Consider the following 1,150-nt stretch of genomic DNA (forward strand, 5'->3'; position numbering starts at 1 on the left):
GCTATGAAGTGGCACTAACTGTTATCACCCGTGAAGCTTTTCCCGAACAATGGGCAATGACTCAAAACAATCTCGGTATTGCTTACTCTGACAGAATCACAGGGGAGAAAGCACAAAACCTAGAAGATGCCATCGCTTGCTACCAATTGGCTTTAGCCGTTTACACCCGTGAAGCTTTTCCGGAACAATGGGCAATGGCTCAATTCAATCTCGGTCGTGCTTACGGTAAAAGAATCACAGGTCAGAAGGCACAAAACCTAGAAAATGCCATCGCTTGCTACCAATTGGCTTTAGCCGTTTACACCCGTGATGCTTTTCCTGTTGATTGGGCATCGACTCAAAAAAATCTCGGTCGTGCTTACTATTACAGAATCACAGGTCAGAAAAGACAGAATATTGAACAAGCGTTCGCGTAGCGTGACCTACGGTCAATCGCTTGCTACCAATTGGCTTTAGCCGTTTACACCCGTGATGCTTTTCCTATTGATTGGGCATCGACTCAATTCAATCTCGGTATTACTTACCGTAACCGAATCAAAGGTCAGAAAATACAGAATATTGAAAAAGCGTTCGCGTAGCGTGACCTACGGTCAATCGCTTGCTACCAATTGGCTTTAGAAGTACGCACCAGTCAAGCATTTCCCGAAAAATGGGCATCGACTCAAAACAATCTCGGTAATGCTTACTATGAAAGAATTAAAGGTCCCAAAGCACAAAACCTAGAAGATGCGTTCGCGTAGCGTGACCTACGGTCAATCGCTTGTTACCAACAGGCTCTTATAGTTTATACCTTTGAGGCATTTCCTATTGATTGGGCAGAGACAAAATATAATCTCGGTATTGCTTACCGTAAGCGAATCAAAGGTGATAAAGCACAGAATCTTGAACTTGCCAATGCTTATTTCCAAGAAGCTCTGAAAGTTAGAACCTTTGAGGATTTTACCCAAGATTGAACAATGACGCAATAGTAAGTAGGGTGGGCAAAAACCCTTTGGTTCTTTTAACAATTCTAGATAATATCACTTTGCCCACCCTACGCACTGTTCTAAGATTCAAAATGCTGAAAACCCCTTTAATAAGCTTGTAGGGTGGGCAAAAACCCTTTGGTTCTTTGAAAAATTCTAGATAATATCATTTTGCCCACCCTACG

The 1,150-nt window shown here is 42.5% G+C and carries 1 pseudogene; it reads left to right on the forward strand.

From position 1 onward, the window contains the following. A pseudogene (locus F6K37_RS46020) lies at nt 1–941 on the forward strand (hypothetical protein); the annotation flags it as partial. Nucleotides 942–1,150 lie beyond the last annotated feature (209 nt).

It is taken from the genome of Moorena sp. SIO4E2 (assembly GCF_010671945.1).
Taxonomy (GTDB): domain Bacteria; phylum Cyanobacteriota; class Cyanobacteriia; order Cyanobacteriales; family Coleofasciculaceae; genus Moorena; species Moorena producens.